26 protein-coding genes are annotated in these 19,921 nt (G+C 28.5%); 19 read left to right on the forward strand and 7 right to left on the reverse strand.

Annotated features, from left to right (window positions below):
• The first annotated feature begins 510 nt into the window (after positions 1–510).
• From N508_RS03280 to N508_RS03330, 11 genes are all read left to right on the forward strand, one after another.
• Positions 511–810: an HNH endonuclease gene (locus N508_RS03280; protein WP_023274973.1), complete on the forward strand. Its 300-nt coding sequence runs from the start codon at positions 511–513 to the stop codon at positions 808–810.
• 78 nt (positions 811–888) lie between these two features.
• Positions 889–1,338, forward strand: coding sequence for a hypothetical protein (locus N508_RS03285; protein ID WP_023274974.1), 450 nt, complete (start codon positions 889–891; stop codon positions 1,336–1,338).
• Positions 1,339–1,343: 5 nt separating this feature from the next.
• The gene (locus N508_RS03290; protein ID WP_023274975.1) at positions 1,344–1,940 is read left to right on the forward strand and encodes a hypothetical protein; all 597 of its coding nucleotides are present in this window, start codon (positions 1,344–1,346) and stop codon (positions 1,938–1,940) included.
• 20 nt (positions 1,941–1,960) lie between these two features.
• Positions 1,961–2,455, forward strand: a complete 495-nt coding sequence (locus N508_RS03295; protein WP_023274976.1) for a hypothetical protein — start codon at positions 1,961–1,963, stop codon at positions 2,453–2,455.
• A 24-nt stretch (positions 2,456–2,479) separates the two neighbouring features.
• Entirely contained in the window at positions 2,480–2,989 is a 510-nt protein-coding gene (locus N508_RS03300; protein ID WP_023274977.1) for a hypothetical protein, read from the forward strand.
• A gap of 15 nt (positions 2,990–3,004) precedes the next feature.
• A complete protein-coding gene (locus N508_RS03305; RefSeq protein WP_023274978.1) occupies positions 3,005–3,526 on the forward strand; it encodes a hypothetical protein in 522 nt (173 codons plus the stop codon).
• Between the two features lie 86 nt (positions 3,527–3,612).
• A complete protein-coding gene (locus tag N508_RS03310; protein WP_023274979.1) occupies positions 3,613–4,215 on the forward strand; it encodes a hypothetical protein in 603 nt (200 codons plus the stop codon).
• Positions 4,196–4,705, forward strand: coding sequence for a hypothetical protein (locus N508_RS03315; RefSeq protein WP_023274980.1), 510 nt, complete (start codon positions 4,196–4,198; stop codon positions 4,703–4,705). The genes N508_RS03310 and N508_RS03315 overlap by 20 nt, the downstream gene beginning before the upstream one ends.
• Before the next feature lie 13 nt (positions 4,706–4,718).
• Complete coding sequence (locus N508_RS03320) at positions 4,719–5,222, forward strand: hypothetical protein (protein ID WP_023274981.1); 504 nt, start codon at positions 4,719–4,721, stop codon at positions 5,220–5,222.
• A gap of 1 nt (position 5,223) precedes the next feature.
• Complete coding sequence (locus N508_RS03325; protein ID WP_023274982.1) at positions 5,224–5,766, forward strand: hypothetical protein; 543 nt, start codon at positions 5,224–5,226, stop codon at positions 5,764–5,766.
• A 76-nt stretch (positions 5,767–5,842) separates the two neighbouring features.
• Positions 5,843–6,214: a class II SORL domain-containing protein gene (locus tag N508_RS03330; protein ID WP_023274983.1), complete on the forward strand. Its 372-nt coding sequence runs from the start codon at positions 5,843–5,845 to the stop codon at positions 6,212–6,214.
• 283 nt (positions 6,215–6,497) lie between these two features.
• Here N508_RS03330 and N508_RS03335 read toward each other — a convergent pair whose 3' ends face one another.
• From N508_RS03335 to N508_RS03350, 4 genes are all read right to left on the reverse strand, one after another.
• A complete protein-coding gene (locus N508_RS03335) occupies positions 6,498–7,394 on the reverse strand; it encodes an IS3 family transposase (RefSeq protein WP_143815552.1) in 897 nt (298 codons plus the stop codon).
• Positions 7,325–7,882: a hypothetical protein gene (locus N508_RS03340; protein ID WP_023274985.1), complete on the reverse strand. Its 558-nt coding sequence runs from the start codon at positions 7,880–7,882 to the stop codon at positions 7,325–7,327. Before N508_RS03340 ends, N508_RS03335 begins: the two co-directional genes overlap by 70 nt.
• Positions 7,883–8,123: 241 nt before the next feature.
• Positions 8,124–9,437, reverse strand: coding sequence for a hypothetical protein (locus N508_RS03345; RefSeq protein ID WP_023274986.1), 1,314 nt, complete (start codon positions 9,435–9,437; stop codon positions 8,124–8,126).
• 193 nt (positions 9,438–9,630) lie between these two features.
• Positions 9,631–10,830, reverse strand: a complete 1,200-nt coding sequence (locus tag N508_RS03350; RefSeq protein ID WP_023274987.1) for an ABC transporter substrate-binding protein — start codon at positions 10,828–10,830, stop codon at positions 9,631–9,633.
• A 133-nt stretch (positions 10,831–10,963) separates the two neighbouring features.
• Here N508_RS03350 and N508_RS03355 point away from each other — a divergent pair, with 133 nt between their 5' ends.
• From N508_RS03355 to N508_RS03390, 8 genes are all read left to right on the forward strand, one after another.
• Positions 10,964–11,554 (forward strand): epoxyqueuosine reductase QueH, encoded by a 591-nt coding sequence (locus tag N508_RS03355; protein ID WP_023274988.1) that lies wholly within the window; start codon positions 10,964–10,966, stop codon positions 11,552–11,554.
• 80 nt (positions 11,555–11,634) lie between these two features.
• Positions 11,635–12,423 (forward strand): cytochrome b5 domain-containing protein, encoded by a 789-nt coding sequence (locus tag N508_RS03360; RefSeq protein WP_023274989.1) that lies wholly within the window; start codon positions 11,635–11,637, stop codon positions 12,421–12,423.
• A gap of 9 nt (positions 12,424–12,432) precedes the next feature.
• Positions 12,433–13,284, forward strand: coding sequence for a DHH family phosphoesterase (locus tag N508_RS03365; protein ID WP_023274990.1), 852 nt, complete (start codon positions 12,433–12,435; stop codon positions 13,282–13,284).
• Complete coding sequence (yihA, locus tag N508_RS03370) at positions 13,285–13,860, forward strand: ribosome biogenesis GTP-binding protein YihA/YsxC (RefSeq protein ID WP_023274991.1); 576 nt, start codon at positions 13,285–13,287, stop codon at positions 13,858–13,860.
• Positions 13,827–14,420: a phospholipase D-like domain-containing protein gene (locus N508_RS03375; RefSeq protein ID WP_023274992.1), complete on the forward strand. Its 594-nt coding sequence runs from the start codon at positions 13,827–13,829 to the stop codon at positions 14,418–14,420. The genes yihA and N508_RS03375 overlap by 34 nt, the downstream gene beginning before the upstream one ends.
• A gap of 50 nt (positions 14,421–14,470) precedes the next feature.
• On the forward strand, positions 14,471–15,013 hold the full coding sequence (locus N508_RS03380; RefSeq protein ID WP_023274993.1) for a hypothetical protein: 543 nt from the start codon (positions 14,471–14,473) through the stop codon (positions 15,011–15,013).
• Between the two features lies 1 nt (position 15,014).
• Positions 15,015–15,548, forward strand: coding sequence for a hypothetical protein (locus tag N508_RS03385; RefSeq protein WP_023274994.1), 534 nt, complete (start codon positions 15,015–15,017; stop codon positions 15,546–15,548).
• Between the two features lie 134 nt (positions 15,549–15,682).
• Entirely contained in the window at positions 15,683–16,183 is a 501-nt protein-coding gene (locus N508_RS03390) for a DUF1269 domain-containing protein (RefSeq protein WP_023274995.1), read from the forward strand.
• A 627-nt stretch (positions 16,184–16,810) separates the two neighbouring features.
• Here the strand turns inward: N508_RS03390 and N508_RS03395 are convergent.
• From N508_RS03395 to N508_RS03405, 3 genes are all read right to left on the reverse strand, one after another.
• A complete protein-coding gene (locus tag N508_RS03395; protein WP_023274996.1) occupies positions 16,811–17,809 on the reverse strand; it encodes a hypothetical protein in 999 nt (332 codons plus the stop codon).
• Positions 17,810–17,824: 15 nt separating this feature from the next.
• Entirely contained in the window at positions 17,825–19,339 is a 1,515-nt protein-coding gene (locus N508_RS03400) for a hypothetical protein (RefSeq protein WP_040636501.1), read from the reverse strand.
• Positions 19,340–19,415: 76 nt separating this feature from the next.
• A complete protein-coding gene (locus N508_RS03405; protein ID WP_023274998.1) occupies positions 19,416–19,904 on the reverse strand; it encodes a hypothetical protein in 489 nt (162 codons plus the stop codon).
• Positions 19,905–19,921: the final 17 nt, after the last annotated feature.

A 19,921-nucleotide genomic window follows, 5' to 3' on the forward strand; every position in this document is an offset into this window, starting at 1 on the left:
ATTAACTTTTTTTGCATTATAGACTATAAAAGATAACCTATATAGAAATTAAAATCAATAATATTATTTTAAGTTTATCATATTTTTTTTATGGCAGTGTATAATAAATTAAAGCTGCAGATTTACTTAGATACTTCGCCTTATAAGACTCAGGATGGCAGTGCAGCTTTCACATTTCAGTAAGACATGGAAGCATTTCCCGACCAAATAGGGAGGAAACAGAAATGCATAGTTGGACTTAATTTGAAAATAAAGGATAAATTTAGACACTTCGCTTAAAAATCAAGCTCAGTATAAACTTATGAATTTTAAAATCTCCTGCTATACTTATTATATGGCTTAGTTCAAAATTTTTGGGTAAGTCCACATATACATATAACTATTGACGATAACTCATATATTCTGTTATAACCAGTATCATATCTAGAAATCTCTTTTTAAGAGTTTCTATTTTCTATAACTTTTAAGTAAAAAAGAAAACTTTTTTCATAATTTAATGGTGGAACATCTATGCAGGATTTTTTTATACCTCAGGCAACTGAAAACGAAATAGCAAAAGAAAAAGCAAAGGCTAGAAAATTAAGAAAAACTAACTGGTGGCATGAAAAAATATCTCATGGAGAATGCTATTACTGTGGTAAAAATTTTAATCCAAAAGACTTAACAATGGACCATGTAGTGCCATTAATAAGAGGCGGTAAATCAACTAAAAATAATATTGTTCCTGCCTGTAAAGAGTGCAACAATGTTAAAAAACATAAACTGCCTGTTGAATGGACAGAATATTTAGAAAATATAAAGAAACAATGATTTTTATATATATTTGTGTTGTAAAAATTTTATGCTGCTGTTAAAATAACTATTAATTAATATATGAGAGTATTACTTATGAAAAAAATATCATTGTTAGCTTTTCTTTTGATTTTCACTTTTTCTTATGCTTATGCTGGAGAAAAAGAGTTCTTTCAAGAATCAATGCGGACTATTTTAGAAACTGGTGGTAAAATAAAAAATATTACAGATATTCTTAAACCAAATACAAGGCTTTATATATACAAACAGCTTCCAGCTATGAAAGAAACATTATCTACAAGTATAGAAACTATTAATAAAATTAGAACTCAAGCATTAGATGAAATCAATAATACAACTTTACAGACAGTGCTGCAGGACACTGCTTCTATACAAATTTTAACAATCAATGTTGCAACAGAATTACTTGAAATATATGAAAATAATGGAGCTATTACAGAAAGAGAATATAGAAGTGTAGTTTCAAAATATGAAAAAGAAGCAAAAAGACTGCAACGCTCATTAGAAAAATATAAAAATATGTGATAAAAATGAACGAACAGGAATTTAATCTATCTAAAATAATAGCAGAAGCTGGTGCTAAAAATGCAACAGGTGAAATTAAAAACTTTGCTGATGATATAGACCTTTTAAGCTCTGGGCTTGAAGCCCGCTTTGAAGATATTAATGACCAGATAGATAAAGTTGTTAAAATGCTTGATATTACAAAATATCAGCTTACAAGAAACGATGTTTTTAAAATGCGTAATACTTTAAAAAATCTTGAGCATAACTTGACTATTTTAAAAGCAAACTTTGCAGGGCTTAAAACATATAAAATGCGTGTTTTTATTAACCTTTTAGACAAACAAAACCGTTTTAAAATAGCAAAAGGATATGAAATTATTAAACGATTTTCAGAAAATGAAGCACTTACTTTTCAAGAGTATAAAGGCATTGTTACAAAATATGAAAAAATAGATGAAAAACTAGGCGAAGAAATTATGGACTGCCTTTACAACCAGTTAAGCAAAGAAGAATATAGAATGATTTTAAATAAATATGATGATAAAGAACAGACAGTAGGAAAACAGTTTATTAAAACCACTATGCTTGTGCTTGCTCTTGCAGGTGGAATGCAGGAATAGAGTCTTTGCAGGGAGAAAATATGAAAAAGTATATATATTTTTTACTTTTTATAATGCTGTCTTTTGGAACTGCTTATGCAGATAATAAGAAAGATTTGTTTGATGATTATGGCATATATACTAAAGAAATGGATGAGCAGATAATAACTGTAAAAAAAGAAGTATATACAGAAATATATAATATAAAAAAACTGATGCTTGAAAATAATCAAAAATCAGTTAATGAAAAGCTTAATATTATTCGCAGTAAAATTCAGCAGCTTGATAACTATATAAAAGACAGCAGTAAAACACTAAAAACAGAAAATATGAAACAAGCTCTTACATATCCTGTATATGAGCTTTCTTTTTATGAAAAAGTAATAAAAGAAACTGCAGGATATTATTATAAAAAAGGGTCAATTACAAAAAAAGAAATAAAAGAAATTGAAAAAAAATATAAAGACGAAGAAACAGCTGTAAAAAAACAGGCAGAAATTATACGAAATGATTTTTTTAAAGCTGTTTTTGAGTGATGTAATAAAAATTTAGGTAAAATAATGAAACGATTTTTAATACTTTTTATATTTTTATTTTCAGTATCAGGAATTTGTTCTGCAGCATCAGCAAAGTATGATGATATTGTTGCAGAATATATTGTTTACAGAGAAATAGAACAAAAAATTGAAGATGCACTTACAAAAATTGAGAAAATAATGATAAAAATAGATAGTGCATCAGAAAGTAAAAACAATAAAGATATAAAAGCAAATATCAAAACAGTTGAAAGTCAAATGAAAGTTGTTGAGAAACAAATAAAAGCACAAATAATGAAAATCAAAACAACAGAAGTAAAACAGTATTACGATGTAAAGTTTAGATATTTTCAGCTTTTTAATAACTTTGTAAAAGATACAGCAGATGTTTTTATTAAAAAAGGAAAAATCAGCGACATTGATAAAGAGACTTTAATAAAAAAATATACTCCACAATTTGATAAACTTAATAAAGAAGATTTAGAAATATCAGAAGTATTAATGGATATAATACGACCTGAACAATGTGAATAGAATAAGGAGAAAATAATGAAAAAAATTTTAATGTATTTACTTTTAGTATTTATTACAGCAGGATTATGTTTTGCTGCCTCATCAAAAGAAGAAATAACACAAGACCTTAATTTATATAACAGCGACATAAACCCAAAAATCGTAGATGCTCTTTCTAAAATAGAGCAGGAAATGGTAGAAATTGATAATATCATTGAAGGCAAAAGCAAAAAAGATATTAAAACCATCATAAAAATTGTTGATAACCAAGTGCAGACTATTGAAAAGCACATGAATGCTCAAGCTCCAAAAATTAAAACTCCAGAAGTTAAAAAATATCATAATGTAACCCTTGCCTACATTAAACTCCGCAATAATTTCCTAAAAGATGTTGCAGATGTGTTTACAAAAAAAGGCAAAGTAGATGAAAAAGATAAAGAAATTTTAACAAATAAATATGCAGGAGAATTTGACAGACTTAATAAAGAAAATGCAGAAGCATTAAAAGTTTTAATGGAAGTTATTCACCCTGCCCCTGCTGGAAATACTGCAAAATAAATGTAACCAGTTAATATTATGGCTTGAATATTTATTATTCAAGCCATATTCTTTATATAGTAATACTTAAACTATGTGAGGTTGATATGAAGAAAGCAACTGTTGGTATCATAATTTTATTAATTACAGTTATTTGTATTGCTGTCGCTGTTATTTTAACACCAAAAGAAGAAACTGCTGCTAACACTGAAAACTCTCAGCAAAATACTAATTATGATGAAGCATATTTAGAATTTAAAAGATATATTACATCTTCTAAAGAATTACAACAAGACACCAAATATTATATAAATCAAATAAGATATGATATTGTAAATACTTTTGATACATTAAACCATGAGACAGATGAACTGCTTGATATTATATTTGATAACAAAACTGCTGATATAGAAGAAAAATTAAAATCTATTAAAAAAGGTGACGCAGAATTATCTGAAAAAATAGATGCAGCAATTAATCAATTTGTAACTGATGATTATAAATCTGCTTTTGCTGCCCTGCAAAAATATATGAGCCTGCAAAATCAAATGATTTATAATATTGCAGATATTTATAAAAAAGAAAAAAGTGTAAGCTATGAAATGTTTACTGGCATGCTGCATACAACTCATCAGGATATGAGCCAGCAGGAAATAGATTATATAAACTTCTTATCAAGTGTTGATTATTATGCTGATAAAGAAAAATAGTATAACACTATTAACTTTACTGCTGATATTTACCATTTCTGCCTGTGCAAAAACTGATAAAATTATGCTGCAGAAAGATATAAGCAGATACTCTGCAATTGAAGAAGAATTAAATATTAAAATTAAGCTGATTAATACACAGATGACTTCTACTATTGCAAAATATAAAAGAACGAATGATTTTACACAATTTGAGCTGGATAACAAGCAGATTAATGACGAACTTTTAAGGCTTCTGCAACTTGCAAAAGAAGTAAATATATATATATCATCAAAGGAAATGAAAAATTATCATAAAATCACGGTTAAACTTATAGAAATACAAGCTGAATATGTAAAAGTTACTATTGAACAGTTTAAAACATTAGGTGAGCATGGTAATAATGATGCAAAATCTACACAGCTTAAATATAACAGAAAAATAAGAGCACTGCAAAAACAACAGGATAAACTTTTAGAAGAAATTATAGAAAAAATTTATGAAAAATAAATGGAGCTTGTTAATGAAAAAAGTATTATTTTTATTTTTAATATTATTACTTGCAGCTGCATGCAGTAAAAAATTAAACACAATTGAGCAGGATTATTATATAATCATACATGATATTGTTCCATTGCAGGAGCATTTTGCAAATAAATCTTCAGAGCCTGTATATAAATTAAAAGATGCTCTTGAACAGGGTGCAGAATTTGATGTAGATAAAGCGATAAATGATATAGAAAAAGTGCAGGCTGATACTAAAAATACTGTTACAGAAAAATCAAAAAATATAAAATCAGATATTGGCAAAAAATATATAAGTATAAAAATGGAATATATTGACAGTGTATGTAATTTTTCAAAAGGTATGCTTACTAATTTTAAAAACCTGCAGGATAAGTCTATGAAAACATTTATAGAAATCCTTGCAAATGATGTGGCAGTATCTGGAGAAAAAATAGATAATCTTCTAAAAGAAGAAGCAAGAGTTTTAGACGAAATTAAAAATATGATTGAAAAGAAATAATATGAAATATTTATCTGTTTCTGCCTGTTTTATTGTTTTATCATCATGTGCTGCTAAAAATAATACAGCATCTTTTTTGCAGCATGAAAGCAAAAGCACTGATATAAAAGCAGAATATACAGAAACAGAGAATAATATTGAAAAATACAAATATCAGTTAGAAGATAAGCTGTTTTTAATAACTAAAAATATTATGGAAGATGAAAAAGAAATTACAAAAGCCCTTTCATATAAAAGAATGGTGCGGTTTATAGGCTATATTAAAAAAGAGCTGGATAAATCATTAGAAATTATTGATGAATATCAGAAAAAAAGCGACAATGCAGAATATCAAAGTCATATAGAATATGTAAAATGCACATACCTTGTAACAAAATCATCATATCTTTATATGGAATCAGTCATTAAAAGTGAGCAGGAAAACCAGTATATAAAATATCTTGATAAATTTAAAGAGAAACTTAGAAATAATACTGCTGCCATATTCCTAAAAGATATGGAAAAATGCGAACAAATTAAAAATATCTACACAAAAAACAGATAATTTTAATATAAAATACTTGCATAAATAAGATAAAATAAGTATATTTTAAAGATAAAACATAAAACAGGAGGCAAATATGTCTATATCTAACTCTATAAAAACAGCTGATTTTAAAGCAGAAAAACATGTACCAGTTATAAAAGTAGTAAGCCGTGATGGCGATACTGCAGTTATTGAAGTATCTGTTGGTGCTGAAATTGCACACCCAAATACTACTGAGCATTTTATTGCTTATATTGATTTATATTATAAAGGCGAAGCAGCTATTCAGCATATTGGCAGAGCAGAGTTTTTAGCTCATGGCGAATCTGCAAAAGGTGCAAATCAAGGTGCACTTCATACTGAACCTGTTGCATTATTTAAATGCAAACTTACTGCTTCTGGCGTTCTCCATGCTGTAAGCTACTGCAATATCCATGGCTTATGGGAATCAGAATTAGCAATCTAATTTAAATATACAAACTTATTGGTTTTTTAAGCCTTTGGGGTTATTCTTATGAATAACCCTTTTTTTATTATTCAAAAGAATTGTAATGTATTTAATACTTCGCCTTTGACTCAGTAAGACATATAGCTTTCACATTATAAGTCATTTTGAGCCTGATTTTATAGGCGAAAAATCTAGATTATTATATTACAGCAGTGTATAATATTTTTAAAATATCTTGGTTTTAGATACTTCGCTATATTTCAAGCTCAATATGACCTTGAACTTACCCAAAAATTTTGAACTAAGCCACTAAATAAATTTCTTTTTCCTGTAAAGGTGTAAGTCCATTAGCTTTTATTCTGTAATTATTATAGAAATCAATATATTTTTCAAGTTCATATTTAAACTGTTCTATATTTTTGAATTTGTTAATATAAACCAATTCACATTTTAAAGTAGCAAAGAAACTTTCCATAACAGCATTATCATAGCAGTTGCCACGCCTTGACATACTCTGCTCTATATTATTTTCCTTTAATAACTTTCTAAATTGATTAGCCTGATATAATATACCCTGGTCTGAATGTATCATTAACCCTGTTGTATCTTTTGTTTTATCTATTGCCTGTTTTAAATTATCTATTACCATTTCTTCATTATTATATTTGCTTACACTGTATGCTGTTATTTCTCTGTTATACAAATCCATTATTGCTGATAAATACACCTTTTCATTATTAATTTTTATCTCTGCCACATCTGTTACCCATTTTAAACATGGTCTCTCACTTGTAAAGGCTCTGTTTAATTTATTGCTGCATATATGACTTACTCTGCCTTGTTTATACCTTTTCTTAACCCTGATTAGTGATGAAATTTTTAGTTCTTTCATCAATTTATACACTGTCTTCCTGTCATAAGTATAACCCAGTTTCTCTAATACCTTTGATATTCTTGGATAACCATAAGTCTTGTTAGATTTTTCATATATTTCTAATATAGATGTCTTGACTTCTGCATATTTATCTAATGCAGCAGGCTTTTTAACATTATAATAGTAAGTGCTTCTTTTCATATTACTCACAGACAACAGGATATCCAAACTGTAATACAGCCTTAATGCAGTTATTATTTGTGCTTTTTCTGTTGAACTCTCTGTTCCTTTGACTGCATTAAGGCTTCCAGCTTTTTTAAATATGCATTCTCCGCTGACTTGTAATAAAGCTCTTTTTCAAGCTCTGATATTCTCTCTTTTAATTGTCTTACTTCTTCACTATCATCTGATTTAGTGAGTTTAATATCAGTAGAGTTTGAGTGTTTACTCTTTTTACTGTTCGGGATATTCTTATCTGACATATTATCTCCAATAAACTTACTGCAAAACTTATTCCAGTCATATATTACTGATGCTGATGGTATATTAAAATATAGTGCTGTCTGCTCATAACTTAAATTATTTGATGCCTTATAAGTTAACACATTTAATTTAAAATCTCTACTATATTCATTGCGGGTAAAGCTATGATGTAAACTTGATTCGCCTGAATGCTTATATCTGTTATAGATATTACATATTACTCCTTTATGAATTTTACAGCATCTTGATAATTCACTGGCACTCATTATTCCATTTTCTATGACTGTTACTAGATATTTCTTAAACTCATAGCTGTATTTTCTTGCCATATACACTCCTTATATGGCTAGTACAACTTTTTCGGGTAAGTTCACCTAGAGTTTCCACATTGCAGTCATTTTGAGCCTGATTTTTTAAAGGCGAAAAATCTAGATTATTATATTACAGCAGTGTATAATATATTTAAATTATATGGTTTTTATATACTGTTCCTTTAAATCTCTGTATAATCTGAACTTTTTAAAACACTATCAATATTTTATCAATTCTTTCATAAAATTAGAAAAAATTTTATTTTTCAGAGCTCTCTAAATCATTTTCTACTTCTTCTGCCAGATTTTCACCTGCTAATTCTTTATTTTCTGACAAAAATTTATCAAGTTCTTTTTGTGTAACTCTAACAGCAAGACCCACAATTTCATCCATTTTCTCACCATTTTCTTGTGCATTCTCAATAGCTTTTGTCATAATTTTCCAGAAAAAAGTATCTAAATTTTTAACACCGTTAATAAATGAATCATTTACTTCCCCTTTTGTTTGGTTCATATAAGGTATAAGCACTGCCTGTGCAGTATGAGTGAAAAATTTAAATTCTTCATCTGATGGGCTGATACCTTTTGAAAATTCATCAATAACAGAATGCATACCGTCCCTAAATGATGTAATTTGAGAAGCAATATCCCAAAAAGCTTTTGCAGGGTCTTTTGGACGGTTTCCACCAAGTTTTGTATCAAGCTCTGCAACAGTCTGTCTGATAGGAAACATTACATTATCATACTTATCAACAATCGTCTGCACAGGTATAACACTGCCTTTTCTAACATTTCCAGTAACAACTGTAAGCACAGCATTATATTTGACATATACCCTTGTGCCGTTTTCCATAGCAACATCTGCTAAGGCTTTTATCATTTTGCCAAAAGCAGATGCATCAATTGCTTCAAAAAACTTACGCATACGCAGAAGTGCCAGTTTTGTATCTTTCATAAATGGAATAATTTCTTTAACATACTCTCTTTGCAGTTTATTAATAGATTTACCCATTATATATTCAAAATGATGCAGTTTATCTCTAAAATCATTAAGTTTTATATAAATAATTTTAGCTTTTGCATTTACAGAATACTGCTGCATTAAGAAAAACCATTTATCAAGATAGTTTTTAATAGTTTTTAATGTAGTTCTAGGAACAATGGATTTTGCTTCCTGGTCTTCAGAAACATACATTGCAAACTTTTCTTTATGCATAGGAAAATAGTTTGTTTTAGATTCTAAACAGGTTTGACCTATGCGTTCCATATATATAGCAGAAACAGTTGTGAGTTTATGAGCAAGTGCACCTTCTTCAGCATCCCCTAGTTTATTAAAAGCATCATCCATAAGTTTGGATATGTCACCTAAATCATCAAGAAAATTACGCTTTGATTCTGTTTTTTTATCAGCTGGGTCAATACCAGTAAAACCATCTATCAGCTTTTCATAGTTAGGGTTGTCTTTTAAAAATGCAACAAGAGACATTCTTAAACCTTTTCTAACATTTCCATATTTAGTTTCCAGTTCTTTACACTTCTCAGCCTTTAATACTTCATCTGCTATCATTGCCATAAGTCATAACCCCTGATTAATGATATAAATACTACTACTTTTTAGATTATCAAGTTTTTTATATCTATGCAATAAAAATATAATATTTTTATACATTATTTAAATAACAAATTTTTATTTATTTTAGTATAAACTTATAGTGAAAAAGCCTCCGATAGAGCGGAGGCTTTACAGTATAAATATTTATAATTAATTAATTTAAGTTTTGAGTGCCAAATGAGCCGTCTGCTTTTTTAACCACTTCTAAAAGAAATGGCTCTTTTACAGCACTGCCTGTTGCATCAATAGACATTTTACCAGTGATGCCTTCAAAATCTTTTATTTCCATAAGTTTTGCTCTTATTGCATCTCTTTGAGAAGCATCTGAACAGTCTGTAACATTAGCAGCTTTCATTGCTTCAACAAGCAAGTATGCAGCATCATAACCTTGTGCAGAAAATGTATCTGCTTCTTTGCCTTTTGCAAGCATTTTAGCTTTAAAAGACTGGATATTAGGGCTGTCTATTTCAGCAAAAAAAGCAGTAAAAAACATAGCACCAACTGCTGCATCTCCTGCAATATTCCACAAATCTGGTGACTGGAAACCATCTCCACCAACAAGCGGAGCTTTTAAACCTTGAGTCTGCTTAGCTAAAAGAAGTCGTGCAGCTTCCTGATAATATCCTGTAAATATTACTGCATCCACATCACTGTTTTTGATAGAAGTGATTTGTGCAGAAACATCAGTATCACCGTCATTAATTGACTGTTCAATTACAACTGTGCCACCTGCATTTTTAACTGCATCTCTAAAAAAGTTTGAAAGACCGACAGAATATTCATTATTAGTAGATGTAATAAGGGCAATTTTTTTAAAACCTTTATTATGCACTAAATATTTTGTCAAACTCAATGCACCGTCAGAATCTTGCAATGTGTTACGAAAAGCAAACGGAATATGCTCATAACCATCTCCAGTTCTTCTTTCTGTAACATGCTCTGCTGTTGCACCAGTAGAAATTGCAACTGTGCCACCGTCACTTGCAAGCTCTCTCATTGCAAGAAAACTGCCTGATGTAATTTCTCCAATAATAGCACAAGAATTTTCTTTTAAAAGACGCCTTGTTAAGTTTACAGCATCAGTTTTTTCACCACGGCTGTCGTAATGAGCAAATTTAATCTTTTTGCCATTTACACCGCCATCAGCATTAATTTCTTCAAAAGCAATTTGTGCTCCTAAAACAGTTTTAGAGCCGTAATCAGCAATAGGTCCTGTTTCAGGATTTTGACCGCCTATTATTAACACATCAGCATCTGATGAAGCATTATTATTACCCGCTTTTTTACAGCCTGCAAGAGATAATACTGCAAATACAGATAAAGCTGTTATTAATAAAAGTTTTTTAAAAGACATAATATTCCTCCATTTATCTTATCCTGTAATAGCTTAATATAATAAATTGCTTATAAAATAAATACAAGTAAAAAATTTATTTTTTTAAATATTTTATATTGAAATAGATAAAATTATATAGTAAATACTTTCAATGAATATATTATTACATCAATGCTGCGGGCCATGCTCTATATATCCTGTTATTACCATGCAGGCTCAAGGGCATAATATTACAACTTATTTTTTTAACCATAATATACATCCTGTTCAGGAATATTATAAGCGTATGGAAGGAGCTGTGCTTGTTTCAAGACATTACAATATTAAATGTATAGTAGAAGATTATTATGGATTAGTAGAATTTTTACGCCAAAATGTTTATCATGAAAATGAACGCTGCAAATACTGTTATGAAAGAAGACTTTTAAAAACTGCAGAAAAAGCAAAAGAATTAAGAATGGACGCATTTTCATCAAGTCTTTTATACAGTAAAATGCAAAATCATGAAGTTATAAAAGAAACAGCAGAAAAAGCAGCAAAAAAATATAATATACCTTTTTATTATTATGATTTTAGAGAAGGCTGGCAGAATGGCATAGATATTTCAAAAGAACTTGAAATATACAGACAAAACTACTGTGGCTGTATATACAGCGAAGAAGACAGGTTTTTAAGCCAGCTTTCAAAAAAATATGCTAAAAAATATGAAGAAATTAATGAATATTATGAAAGTATTAAATAAAAATAATAACTATTACTATTTTCCTTGCAAAATAATTTATAATAATATATAAAGCAAGTATCAAATATTAGGAGAACAAAATGACAAAAGAACAATTAAAAGAATTTAACGGTGAAAATGGTAAACCTGCATATATTGGATATAAAGGCAAAGTATATGACTTATCAAAAAGTGATTTCTGGACAGGCGGCAGACATATGGGTAGATTTCAAGCAGGAGAAGATTTAACAAACAGTATTGATATGAGCCCACATGGAGAACAAAATATTTTTCGTTTTGAAGAAGTTGACATATTAGAAGATGGCACAACTCAGGAAACAAATACTGAAACAGTTGTTCCTGATTCAGAAAGTATGCTTTCTGATATGGATAAAAAAATGATGGCAAAAAGACAGTGGTATAAAAAGAACCACCCACACCCAAAAATTATCCACTTCTCTATTGGTATGTTTGGTATGGCATTTTTTGTGCAGGTTCTTGCTGCTGTTCTAGGCGGCAAATCAGGCAGTTTCCTTGCAGCTACATCACTTGTGGCAACAGCATTTGGAACACTGTTTTTAATTCCTGCAATAGCTTCTGGTGCATTAAGTTTTTATATTAACTATAATGGCTTTGCAAACTCTATTCTGAAAAAGAAAATGATTGGCTCAGTAGTTTTATTAATCACTGGTGTTGCAGCAGTATTAATTGGTAAAATGGAGCTTACAGCTGCAGGTCATATTTTAGGTGCTGGGGATACACTTGTTTCATTTTTAAAATATAACCCATTAAAATCAATCTATTCTATTTTTACAGTTATAAATATGGCAGTTGTTACTTTTATTGCATCTAATGGTGGTAAAATAACTTGGCCGCAGGATAAAAAATAAGGATAATAGATGCAGACATTACATATTTCTCACAACGATTTAGACGGCTTAGGCTGTGGAATATTAATTAAAAAATTTATGTCTGGAAATATTAAAACAGCATATCTTGGCTATGATGATATAGACAGATATATTGAAGATAATTATCAATACTATGACAGGATTATAATAACAGATGTATCCCCGCAGTATGGCACTGTAGAAATGCTGGCTGGTGAGAAAGATGTATTAATTATTGACCATCATGCAAGCAGTGAAGCATTAAAAGATTTTCATTTTACATACCACAATATTACAAAATGTGCAACACTACTTACTTATGAATACCTTTTAAAAGAAGGTTATAAAGCAGAAGAATATGAAGAATTTGCCCGCTGTGTTAATGATGTTGATATGTGGTTTTTAAAGCGGGAAGACAGTTTAAAAATGAGTGTTCTTTTCAACCTTATGGGTATTACAAGGATGGAAGAACGCTTTTTATCTACTCCCTATAAATGCTTTACCGATACAGAAAAACTTCTTATTAAATTAGAAGAAGAAAGACGAGACAACTATATTAAAAAAGCTATGAGAAATATTGAAACTTTAAAAGATAAGGATGGTTTAACTTTTACAGTAGTTTTTGCAGAAAGTTATGCTTCAGAGCTTGGAAACTATATCATAAGTGAAGATATTTCTGATTATGTAATGCTTATAAATGCTCAGTCAAAAAAAATATCTCTCCGTTCAAGAAAAGATGTTGATATTCGCCATATTGCAGAAAGAAATGGCGGTGGCGGCCATAAAAATGCAGCTGCTTTTTCTATAAAAAATGAAACATTTGATTTAGATAATCTGCTGAAAAATACAGGTGTTATATAGATGAATGCATCATTTATCTTATCTGCAGCAAAACCTGAGCAGTTTATAAAAAGTGATTTACCTGAAATATGCTTTGCAGGCAGAAGTAATGTAGGGAAATCATCAATGATTAATAAAATATTAAGCCGTAAAAATCTTGTAAAAGTAGGCAATACTCCGGGGAAAACAAGACTTGTAAATTTTTTTAATATTGGTGAAAAATATATTTTCACAGATTTACCGGGCTATGGATATGCTGCTGTTTCTAAATCAGAGCGAGCATCATGGGGAAAAGTAATAGAATATTATTTTGCTAATAGAAAAAACTTAGCCTTATGTGTGCTTCTTCTTGATATAAGGCGTGTTCCTAATGATGATGATATGAAAATGATAGCTGCTATGCAGTCAAGAAATGTTCCATTAATTGCAGTGCTGACAAAATCTGATAAACTATCAAATAATGAAAAAACAAAGCAGATAAAAATAATATCTGAAAAAACACTTATTTCAAAAGAAAATCTGATTGTTTTTTCCGCTGTTACAGGCACAGGGAAAGAGCAGATATGGCAAGAGATAGAAAAAATTACAGCTATTTAATTAGTATATTAAAAATTATCTCCCCTGTTCTTTTTGCACTTTTTATCCTTATTGCAAATATTATTTCAAAATCTGATTTGCAGGAAGGTTCTTTTAAAATATTAAATGATAATGAATACATCGCTTCTTTCATATCAGATACAGCAAAAGCAGAAAAAAGTATTATATGTGCTTTATTTATGTATAAAATAGATAACTATAATATTAACAATTTGGAAGAGCCTGTGCCACTGATTACTTCTGCATTTATTAATGCAGCAAAAAGAAATGTAAATGTTACTATAATTTTTGAAAAATCAAGTGATAAAGATGACTTGTCAAACAAATATAACACAAATACTGCAGCATATTTAGAAAAATATGGTATAAAAGTCTTATTTGATAATGAAAGTAAAAAACTGCATGCAAAACTATGCTTAATTGATGATAAAATTATTTATACAGGCAGTCATAATTTTACATACAGTGCTATGAAAAGAAACAGTGAAAATTCTGTTAGAATAGTATCTTATGATGAAGCAGAAAAAATAAAAGAATATTTTACAAAAATACAAGAATAGTGTAACTTTTTTTTATTATAAACGACTATATATCATAATGGAGTAACAATATGAAAAAATTAATATTATCCAGCCTTTTAATAATAATCTTTTGTTCTGCTGGATTTGCACAAAAAAGCAGATATGCAGGAGTTCCTGTGCCTATATCATTAACAAACCCATTAAGCTTTAACGGCACTTATAAAGTAGAAAGGTTAATTATTAGAAACAGCGATAATACACTGCTTGATTCCAGCAACAGTTATGATGTATATGATGATAAAGGTATTGCAACAATCAATATGAAAATAAGCCAGAATAATGTTGCTGTTGATTTAATATATAAAATGCAGATGGTAGGTCCTGCTTTTAAACGGGCAGAAATATCTAATTATTCTTTTTTGTATGACAGCCAGACTTTTACAGCACAAAGACCATCTGGCACATCACTTTCCAGTGCTCTTTCCTCAATAGGTATGACAATATATGACCATGAAGACTTAATATGGGAAATGCCGTTTGAAAAAGGATATACTCTTATTTTAAAACTGGAAAAGAAAAACGATATTTCTACTATAATAGATAAAAAGCCTTTTATAATTATTGAGGAATAATATGCATGTTATTTTAATACTTCTTGTAATGCTGGCAAACTATACTTTTGCTTTTGCAGAAATTTCTGAGCCTATGACAATAAATATTATAGAAAATCCTGTAAGTCTTAACGGCACTTATGAAATAGAAAGGTTTGTCATATTAAAAGATAAGCGAATATTTATAGATTCAGATGATAAAAACTCTATTACAGGCAGCAAAGGTCAAGTAACTATTGATTTAAATATTACAGGCAATATTATTAATTCCACATTAAAAATGCAGATGAAAGGCAATATTTTTGAAGAAGGCTCAGCTTTTGCAGGATATGACTTTATTTACTCCACAAGAGTTATACCAATGCCTGCAGATAATAAAAAAAATAAAGTAAATTTAGAAGATAAAATTTCTGCCATAGGTCTGCATTATTATAAAAATGAAAACAGGGTTATATGGGAAATACCTTTTGAGCAGGATAAAATTATTATTATGATACTTGATAAAACAAGTAATAAAATAAAAAATCTTTCTCATTCAAAATATATGTTTTTATAAATAATATTGTTTATAAGTAATATAAACACTGCTATAAAATAAATAAGTATAAAAAAAGTATAATTTTTATATATATTGACACTATATATTATAATTTGTCAAATTTTATATCAAATAATACAAAGGAGTAGAATATGAGTAAATTAATAGTTGTTTCTTATGATGATGAATTAAAAGCTGAACAGGTCAGGCTTGATTTTTTGAAAATGCAGAAAAGTTATCTTGTAGAATTAGAAGATGCTGTTGTTGCTGTAAAAAAACAAGATGGTAAAGTAAAACTTCGCCAGATGAATAATTTAACTGCATTTGGTGCATTAGGTGGTGGTTTCTGGGGTATGCTTATTGGTGCAATCTTTTTAAATCCACTGCTTGGGTTTGCAATAGGTGGTGCAGCTGGAGCAGTAAGCGGTGCATTAAGCGACATAGGTATAGATGATAATTTTATGAAACAGCTGGCAGAGCAAATGAAACCCGGCACATCTACACTTTTTATTCTTCTTCACTCTGATTTAAGCGATAAAGCATTAGCAGAGTTAAAAGGAACTGGTGGCACAATTATTCAAACATCTCTTGCAAGTGAAGATGAAGAAAAACTACAAAAAGCTATTTCAGAAACAGGAACTGAAATAAAATAATAAATTAACTTTATAATGTGGAAAATATTTTTCCACATTATATAAGTGCAGCAAATATATATATTTTACATAATTGGTCTTATCCAAAAATTTTGTGTAAGTCCACCAGTATTGACATACAGTTTTCACGCTATAAGTCATTTTGAGCTTGATTTTAAAGGCGAAAAATTTAAATTATATATAACAGCAGTGCATAATATATTTAAAATATCTAATCTTTTAGATACTTCGCCTTATCACTCTCAGTAAGACCTAATTTAGTTTAAATTTTCTCTTTTTGTATTCATTATGAGCAAAGGTATAACTGAAAACTGTTCGTTTAACTGATTAGTTTAATACTAAGCATATTATATTTAAATTAAACAGTGAAAACAATGGAATAATATCTATAACTATAAGTGGGTGAGATAAGCATGTTGCAGGACTATGCAACAACTATACAATGGCTATGCAATTTTCAAAAACTTAAAACAATTTTAACTTTTTTTCACGATTTTTATGTTTCCTTATCTCATCATTTGACTAAAAAATATCTTATCACGATATAAATAAAAGAATGCTCTGCCATTGCTTATTTTGCTCTCAAATATCTCGCATGTTTTATTTACATACATATAATATGGTTTATCATTTAGATATTTGTTTATATTTTTCTGTATATTTTAAGTATTTTTTGTTCATTAATATATCATACCATTCTTCTGGAACTTCATAATCCGTTAATTTTAAAAACTCTTTCGCTTTTTCTATGCTTAATTTATCAAATTCATTAAAGAAATTTAATACATATTCTTTCCATCTTTCATATCCTGCTTTATCTAATTCACAAAATAATTCTTCTATTGTCTGATATTTTAGTTTATATAATTCATCACTTTCTTCATCTTTTATTTCTACATAATCAGGATCCCATGGCAGTGGAACTTCATATAAAAATATTGATGATAATTTTAACTCTTTTACAGCATGTAACAACTCATTATTATTGGTTATTATTTCATATACTTGCTGCATTTCATAAGTTCTTTCTATATCTCCATAACCATAAAGCTGATATACTGCTAAAAACAAGACTGTATCTTGATTTTCAAACTTTAACTGCATTTTACCTCGTTCTATGCCTGCATCTTTATTCACACGCTTTTTATAATTAATATTTATATACGATAAAACATTAGATAATGACTTATCATTCGCTTCAGGAATATATGTTTTTATTATATTTACTATATTTATGCCTGTATCTAAAAACTTATCTGTTATGATAATTCTATTATATCTATATAAGCATGCTACCTTAAAAAGATATACTTTTGGATATTCATCAATGTCAGTATATATATATGGTTTATACTTTCTACCTTTTTTTATACCATATATTTTTATATCTTTTATATAGCTCCTTATATCAATATCATCAAGTTTACCCAGTATTATACTACTTGTAAGCAAAACAATTAAAATTATAAATCCAAAAACCAATTGTCCTTTTGCAGTTCTTAATGACGGAAATATTTCAGCTGAAATATATAATAAAGATAATAAAATGCATATTCTTATTACACTCTTGATGCCAGATTTAACTTTATATACTATATTGTTTAATTTAAAATGTTGATTTTCCACCAATCCTCCTTTTTATCAATCTATAAAAAGCTCTGTTCCATAGTAACCCCATAATCCACCAATGAAAGAACCAACTATTCCTCCTATTACTGTTCCAGCAAATGGTATGCCTGATCCTATAGATGCTCCAATTTTTGCACCAATCCATGCACAGCCCCAACCGCTTACTTGCTTTGTTAATTCTTTTGTAAGTGGATTTACAGAATTAGTTTCTATAGATTGTTTTGTCGCCGTTGCTAATTCTTGTATTGTTATGATGATGGCAACTGGATATAACATGTTCTTTGCAACCATACCTGTCTTATACTGATATGGTCTCATAACTGCATCTATGGATTTTTTATCTGCACCCTTAACAAGCACTTCTTGGTCAACTATTGCTTTATGTCTTGCGTCGTTATTTCGTATAACAGCATGTATATCAACTTTATTTTTATTCATTAACTTTTTATTAGCATCAATAAAAGCTTCTGAAATTTCTTCTGTAGAAATAAGTGTTGCTCCTGACTGTTTTAATTTATTAATATCAATATATAATTTTTTGCTACTGCCATTTATATTAAATCTCTCTGCACCGTTTGATAATGTTGATGCAGAAACATATTGACTATTTTTAGTGGTTCCCCTTACATGACTAACAATACTATTGCCAGATTCTGGACTAACTGCATATAAACCATATTTCTCAGGAAATACTTTCAAATCTGCTTTAAAGCCTATTAATTCTCCATTTGAATGATAACTTATGGCATATTCTACTGTTTTGTATGTATATCTTACTAGAAACCCATTTTTACCAAATTCATCAACTACAATATAAAAATTTAATGGCAAATCTATTTGTTCTATTTTATTATCACTAATTTTTATACCATTTATATTATTATTAAAATTTCTAATATCTATATAATTAATATTAAAATATGGGATAGGAACAAATACATAATTATTGTTCTCTATTTGTTTTACTTCATCTTTGGATAATATTTTATTTGGAATTATTGATATTATCTCTCCAGTCTCTGATAGTTGGTGAAATTTCTCATAAAGCTTAATTGAGGGTTTTAAAACTGTAATATTTGATAAAGATTTTAATTCCCTGTTATTTAATAACATATAGCCCCATTTTATTTTATTTGTATCTTCTACATTACTATATGCTTTAAATTTATGCTCTAAACTTAATCTATTAACTTTACTTGCTGCTATTTCTTCTATATTATATAATTCAATTCCAGATATTATATCTTGTGGTATATCTCCCTTATTTTTATTAAAAGTTCTTTCTGCTTTTTTATTTTTCCTGTCTGTCTTATTTATCAGCATAAAATCTAAACTTTTACTGTTAGCTGCCTTTTTACTTGCAAAATCTGCCTTATTAAAAGAAAACAATACTTTCTGGTTACTGTTTGTTTCTTCTGGGTTATAATAAAAGGATGCTCTGCCATTGCTTATTTTGCTCTCAAATATTTCTCCTGTTTTATTTACATACATATAGTATAATCTATCATTTATATATTCTTCATTCAATGTTTCATCTAAACTTGTTAAGGTTATATCTAACTGATTAAAAATTTCATTTCATCTAACTAATTTAATAAAAGATTTATTTATTTGTTCTTATTATCGTTGCACTAAAGGGATTAGTTCTTGATATTTCTTCATCTATACATAATGCCTTATTTGACTCTTTATTATATGATATTTCATAATATCTTGTGCAGTTATCTATTGTATCATAGTAAAATTTTATAGAAGAAACATCAACATACTTTGAAAAAATACCTTTATATGTAATGTAAGCAATAGCTTTATTTTGAAATAAATCAAAATTATAATAACAACCTGATTTATTTTGATTATCACAAAATACTAAATGAAATCTATTATCTTTAAAATTTGAATTACCTGTTATTGCTAAATTAGATAAATTATCACATAAGCTTAACACTGTTTGTTCAGAAAGTTGCGGACTTATAGTAATATTTGTATGAGTTACAAAAGATGTAATTATAAGAAACCAAAAAAAAAGTGATGGAGGACCTGTGATAATTAAAAATAAAATTTTTTTTAAAGTTTTTTTGTTGTTATTCATATTTTATTCCTACTTAG

The sequence above is a fragment of the Mucispirillum schaedleri ASF457 genome (assembly GCF_000487995.2).
In the GTDB taxonomy this organism is placed as follows: Bacteria; Chrysiogenota; Deferribacteres; order Deferribacterales; family Mucispirillaceae; genus Mucispirillum; species Mucispirillum schaedleri.